We start from the raw sequence: 5937 nt of genomic DNA, 5'->3' as shown, positions 1-5937 counted from the left end.
ACGTCGCGCAGATATTTGCCCCAGCCCGCGACAATTCCGAACGACGGCGCATTCTCGATCACGTTGCCCGAAACGCTGGTGTCGGCTTCGACATAGATGCCGATGCCGCCGTCGTCGTCGGGCGCCGTTCCAATCGGCCGCTTCGCCAGCAGGTTGCGGATGATGTTGCCCTGCACGACCGCGAGCCGGCCGCCTTCGTTGAAATTGCAGACGGAAACCCCGAGCGCCGCGCCGTCCACGGTGTTGTTGGCGATCACGGCGCCTTCGAAAGCAAATTCGGAATAGAGCGCCACCTCGCGCACGTCGCTGACGCTATTGCCTGATATCTGGATGTTGGAGGCCGAGTTGCCGCGCACCGCCGAGTAATCGCAATTCTTGATGCGATTTCCGCGCACGATCACATTACCTGCGCGAAACGCATTGATGGCGTTGCCATATTGGCCGGAGCCGCCGGGTCCCGCCTTGATGTCCTCGATGTGATTATCCGCCACCAGCGTGCCGTCGTCGCCGATCGACGTGCGCAGGATTTCGATGCCGTTGTCATTGGTATCCCGGATCGTGTTGCGCATGACCGTGAGGCCGCTGGCGTCGAACGATACGATCGCGGTGGCAGCGGTTTTGCTGACGATATTGCCGCTGATATCGCCGGCGATGCTCTCAAGCCAAATGGCGTTGCCGCCGCTGGCAACAATCTCGCAATCGGTGATCCGGATGTCGCGACCGCTCAGGCAATGCACGAGCCCGCGACGCGTGGGCAGCGGGATGTTGCCGCCGTCGAGCACGAGGTTGTTAAGACCAACGCTGACGGCACCTTCGCTTGTGAACATCGAGGCGCCGCCGCCAAAGACAAGCCGGGTCGAACCGCGTACGCCAACAAGCTGCGAGCCGTTTGGCAAATGAAGCGCGCCAACGCGATAGACGCCGGGCGGCAGCGCGAGCGGTGCCTGCGCCCGTGCGGCTTCGTCGATCGCCCGTTGCAGAACTTTGGTCTGGTCGTCGGGACTGCCGGGACGAAGACCATATTGCGTGGCATCCCGCCCGAGCACGGAAACAGGTTGGGCCGCCGTCGCCTGACGCGGCATCGCGATCGCTCCCGCACCGGCGGCGGTGATCCCGAAGAAATGGCGGCGGTTGAGAGGCATATGATCGCTTGACCCTGGCCAATAGCGGCCGTGTTTGCGATTCCATAGGTAGCAAGAAAATGCGCCGATACCGGGTCCGCGCGATCGCAAGTGAAGTTGATTGTTGGCGGTAGGGTTAATGCTGCGCTAGGCAGAAGTACCTTGCACGATCGCGCGCCGTGTCAGCTTCACCATTTCCATCAGCATGGCTTCGCCGGCATCGACCAGTTGTTCCTGCGTGATGCCAGACGTTCCCTCGTGGGCGGTGCCATCGCGCGCGACCAGCGGAACATGAATGAACGACACGAGTGCCGGGCCGCCGGACTGTTGCGTTGCCTCGATCGCGCGCCAACTCAGGGAGTTGCAGAGATAGGCGCCGGCATCGCGCGAGAGACGCGCGTCGATGCCGGTCGCGCGCGCCGCGTGCAGCAGGCTGGCCGCGTGTAGGCCGAACGGCATGGCGTCGGCGCCGCGGACGATCGATGCCTTCCGAGCCAGATGGCCTGCTGCGTCCGGGAATCGGGTCGAGACCGCATTGCGGGCGCGCGTCTCGATCCGGAGGTGAGCGGTGCGCGTCGCGAGGCCGAACATCAACAGTGCCTGCGGGCGTAGTTGCGCGATCAGCTCCGGCAGTTCGCGATCGACCGTCTGATAGGTGACGTCGAAAACATGCCCGGTCAGCATGACGCCGTCGAGCGCGGGGCGGCGCAATTGCGTCAGCCGCTTGACCAGCGGCATGGTCGGATTGAAGGGAGCACCGGGAAACGGGCCAAAGCCGGTGATGAGGATACGCAAGCCTTCGCTCATCGCAGCATTTCTGCAATCTGTTCCGCGGCAAGCGCCGGCGAGATGCGGCCGGCAGCCACTTCGGCCTCGATCCGCTTTACTTTGGCCCGAACCGAAGCATCGGCCCGCAGCCGCGCCATCGTCAACTGCTCCAGCATCGACCACATCCATTTCACTTGCTGCGCCTGCCGGCGCGTCGTGAACTCACCGGAGGCATTCATCGCGGTGCGGTGATCGAGAGTTTTCTGCCACAGCGTTTCGATGCCGGCGCCGGTCAGGGCCGAATAGGTCACGACCGGCGGCTGCCAATGTTCCGAGCGCGGGGTGAGGATATGCAGCGCGCTGCGATATTCGCCCGCCGCCAGATTGGCGCGCCTGATGTTGTCGCCGTCGGCTTTGTTGATCGCGATCATGTCGGCGAGTTCAACCAGGCCTTTTTTGATGCCCTGCAATTCGTCGCCGGCGCCCGGCAGCATCAGCGCCAGGAAAAAATCGGTCATGTCGCAGACGGCGGTTTCGGATTGCCCGATACCGACGGTCTCCACCAGTACGACGTCGAAGCCGGCGGCTTCGCACAACAGCATCGCCTCGCGGGTTTTCGCGGCGACCCCGCCGAGCGTGCCGGAAGTGGGCGAGGGTCGGATAAAAGCATGGTCGGAGGCCGCCAGCCGCGCCATCCGGGTCTTGTCGCCGAGAATGGAGCCACCGGTACGGGCCGAGGAGGGATCTACCGCGAGCACCGCGACCTTATGGCCGCGCTCGATCAGATACATGCCGAGCGCGTCGATGGTGGTGGATTTGCCGACGCCCGGCGAGCCGGTGATGCCGACCCGGATCGCCTTGCCGGTTTCGCGAAGCAAGGCCTGCACGAGGTCGCGCGCGGTGGCCTGATGATCGCTCCGGCGGCTTTCGATCAGCGTGATCGCCCGCGCCAGCGCCGCGCGGTGACCGGATCGCAGCTCTTTGGCAATGGTCTTGATGTCCAGCGGGGCATTCTTCGGCAAGGGCATGCCCTGCTTTACAACGGCCAGCGAAGCGAGGCGAGGGGGAGGCGCTACTCCGCGGCCTCGCTATGCCCCAATCGCGCATTCAACTTGTGGATCAGTTCTTCGGCGGCATCCGCGATCACGGTGCCGGGCGGGAAGATCGCCTCGGCGCCGGCCTTGTAGAGCGCATCGTAATCCTGCGGCGGCACCACGCCGCCGACGATGATCATGATGTCTTCACGGCCCTGTTTCTTCAGCGCCGCTTTCAGTTCCGGCACGGCGGTGAGATGCGCCGCCGCCAGCGACGACACGCCCAGAATATGCACGTCGTTTTCGACCGCCTGACGCGCGGCTTCGTCGGCGGTCGCAAACAGCGGCCCGATGTCGACGTCGAACCCGACATCGGCAAAGGCCGATGCGATCACCTTCTGGCCGCGGTCGTGGCCGTCCTGGCCGATCTTGGCGACGAGAATGCGCGGCCTTCGGCCTTCGGCCTCCTCGAACGCATCGATCAGCGCCTGTACCTTCTCGACCCGGTTCGACATGGCGGAAGCCTCGCGTTTATAGACGCCGGTGATGGATTTGATTTCGGCGCGATGTCGGCCGAACACCTTCTCCATTGCATCCGAAATTTCGCCGACGGTGGCCTTGGCGCGCGCGGCTTCGATCGCAAGCGCCAGCAGATTGCCGTTGCCCTCGCCGGCGGAACGCGTGATCGCCGCCAGCGCCTCATTGACAGCCTTCTGGCTGCGTTCGCCCTTCAGCCGTTTCAGCTTGTCGATCTGCAGCCGTCGCACATTGGAATTGTCGACCTTGAGAATATCGATCGGCGCCTCGTCGACCGGTTTGTATTTGTTGACGCCGATCACGGCCTGCTTGCCGGCATCGATCCGGGCTTGCGTCTTGGCGGAGGCTTCCTCGATCCGGAGCTTTGGAACGCCGGCTTCGATCGCTTTCGCCATGCCGCCGAGTTCCTCGACTTCCTGGATATGACCCCAGGCCTTGGCGGCGAGATCGCGGGTCAACCGCTCGACATAATATGAGCCGCCCCAGGGGTCGATGATGCGGGTGGTGCCGCTTTCCTGTTGCAGAAAAAGCTGGGTGTTACGCGCAATTCGTGCGGAGAAATCGGTCGGCAGCGCCAAAGCCTCGTCGAGTGCGTTGGTATGCAGCGATTGGGTATGGCCTTGCGTTGCAGCCATCGCCTCGATCGTGGTCCGCATCACGTTGTTGAAGACATCCTGCGCGGTCAGCGACCAGCCTGAGGTCTGGCAATGCGTACGCAGCGAGAGGGAGCGCGGGTCTTTCGGGTTGAACGGCGTGAGCAGCTTCGCCCACAACAGCCGCGCGGCGCGCATCTTGGCCACTTCCATGAAGAAGTTCATGCCGATCGCCCAAAAGAACGACAGCCGCGGCGCAAAGCGGTCCACATCCAGCCCGGCCTTGAGACCCGCGCGCAAGTATTCGACGCCGTCGGCAAGTGTATAGGCGAGTTCGAGATCCTGCGTCGCGCCGGCCTCCTGCATGTGATAGCCGGAAATGGAGATGGAGTTGTATTTCGGCATCTTCTGCGAGGTGTAGGCGAAGATGTCGGAGATGATCCGCATCGAGGGCGCGGGCGGATAGATGTAGGTGTTGCGCACCATGAACTCTTTCAGAATGTCGTTCTGGATGGTACCCGAGAGTTTTTCCGGCGGCACGCCCTGTTCCTCGGCCGCCGCGACAAACAGCGCCAAAATCGGCAGCACCGCGCCGTTCATGGTCATCGACACGCTCATCTGGTCGAGCGGAATGCCGGCGAACAGCGTGCGCATGTCGTAGATCGAATCGATCGCGACGCCCGCCATACCGACATCGCCGGCGACGCGGGGGTGATCGGAATCGTAACCGCGGTGCGTGGCGAGGTCGAAAGCGACCGACAGGCCCTTCTGACCGGCAGCCAGGTTGCGGCGATAGAAGGCGTTTGAATCTTCCGCCGTCGAGAATCCGGCATATTGCCTGACGGTCCACGGTTGGTTGACATACATGGTCGGGTAAGGGCCGCGCAGATAGGGCGCGATGCCCGGCCAGGTCTCGAGGAAGTCGATGCCTGCGAGGTCGGCTTCGCCGTAGGAAGGTTTGACCGGAATGCCTTCGGGCGTCAGCCACGGTTCGGCGTTGCCGGTCGTTGCGGCTGCAGCGACAGGCTCGAAGGCGACGGTACTGAAATCAGGAATGCCGCTCATTCCTCTCTTCCTCAAACTGTCCGTTCCTCTCGATCAACCTTTGAAGATTCTTCTTATAGACGGGGTCGTCAAATCGGTTGGTTACTCCGTTTTGCATGGCGCCCGAGAATGTCCGCGCAAAGCCTACGATGGCCAGCCCAAAAACGAATTCGAGGGGCGCAAGAATAAACCCTAAAACCCAAAGCGTAGTTTCGAATCTATCACGTCCAGATCGCTTCGTAAGCTTTTGAAATATCTTAATCATGGTCGGGATGCTGATGGCTGATGATGCTGTTAAGCTTGCCCTCGCCGTAGTTCTGGAGCGTGGTCTGGCTCGGCAGATTCGCAATGGCGACCACCCAGCCGAGCCGGGATTCGGTTCCGTATTGCCGGGTCGGCACCAGCCGGTCCGGCCGGTCGAAGGTGCCGGTCAGGATCTCGATGCGGGGGCCCTCGATCCGGCGGAAGCTCAAGGGCGTACCGCAATCGCGGCAAAAGTCGCGCTCGGCGATCGAGGAGGAGCGGAACGCGGCCGGCCGGCCTCGGGTCCAGGCGAAATCGCTCTTTTCGATCTCGGCAAACGAGGCGAACGGTGCGCCGGCCGCTTTCTGGCACATCCGGCAATGGCAGATGCTGACCTTGGTCGGCGGCGCCGACAACGCAAAGCGGATCGCGCCGCATTGGCAGCCGCCGGTCAGAACGGGTTTCGCAATCTCAGTCATGCGGTATCCACCAGCCGGTGGGCCTGTCGCAGGGCGGCAAGCGCGTCGCCGCCGGCAAAGATGAACTCGTTAACGCCGGCCGCACGCAAGGCCTGTTCCTGCTCGCCCGCCCGGCCTG

At 63.1% G+C, this 5937-nt stretch carries 5 protein-coding genes; all 5 read right to left on the bottom strand.

The window, feature by feature from the left end; genetic code table 11:
- On the bottom strand, positions 1 to 1142 hold a 1142-nt coding region (locus tag WB528_RS02215), incomplete at its 3' end, for a TIGR03808 family TAT-translocated repetitive protein (RefSeq protein WP_423886793.1).
- Positions 1143 to 1268: 126 nt separating this feature from the next.
- On the bottom strand, positions 1269 to 1928 hold the full coding sequence (locus WB528_RS02210; protein WP_423886792.1) for a pyroglutamyl-peptidase I: 660 nt from the start codon (positions 1926 to 1928) through the stop codon (positions 1269 to 1271).
- Positions 1925 to 2917 carry a methylmalonyl Co-A mutase-associated GTPase MeaB gene (meaB, locus tag WB528_RS02205; RefSeq protein WP_423886791.1) on the bottom strand — a complete coding sequence of 331 codons (993 nt, stop codon included), beginning with the start codon at positions 2915 to 2917 and terminating at the stop codon, positions 1925 to 1927. The genes WB528_RS02210 and meaB overlap by 4 nt, the downstream gene beginning before the upstream one ends.
- 44 nt (positions 2918 to 2961) lie before the next feature.
- Positions 2962 to 5118, bottom strand: coding sequence for a methylmalonyl-CoA mutase (gene scpA / locus WB528_RS02200; protein WP_423886790.1), 2157 nt, complete (start codon positions 5116 to 5118; stop codon positions 2962 to 2964).
- Positions 5119 to 5354: 236 nt separating this feature from the next.
- Positions 5355 to 5819 carry a GFA family protein gene (locus WB528_RS02195; RefSeq protein WP_423886788.1) on the bottom strand — a complete coding sequence of 155 codons (465 nt, stop codon included), beginning with the start codon at positions 5817 to 5819 and terminating at the stop codon, positions 5355 to 5357.
- Between the last annotated feature and the right edge of the window lie 118 nt (positions 5820 to 5937).

This window comes from Bradyrhizobium sp. (assembly GCF_049586575.1).
In the GTDB taxonomy this organism is placed as follows: domain Bacteria; phylum Pseudomonadota; class Alphaproteobacteria; order Rhizobiales; family Xanthobacteraceae; genus Bradyrhizobium.
The sequence above is the reverse complement of the archived record's forward strand: the minus strand, read 5'-3'. Positions and strand labels throughout refer to the sequence as shown.

What these genes read in the sequence shown, in the direction of transcription:
- WB528_RS02210 (WP_423886792.1), bottom strand. Translation starts at nt 1,928, where the DNA reads ATGAGCGAAGGCTTGCGTATCCTCATCACCGGCTTTGGCCCGTTTCCC.
- meaB (WP_423886791.1), bottom strand. Translation starts at nt 2,917, where the DNA reads ATGCCCTTGCCGAAGAATGCCCCGCTGGACATCAAGACCATTGCCAAA.
- scpA (WP_423886790.1), bottom strand. Translation starts at nt 5,118, where the DNA reads ATGAGCGGCATTCCTGATTTCAGTACCGTCGCCTTCGAGCCTGTCGCT.
- WB528_RS02195 (WP_423886788.1), bottom strand. Translation starts at nt 5,819, where the DNA reads ATGACTGAGATTGCGAAACCCGTTCTGACCGGCGGCTGCCAATGCGGC.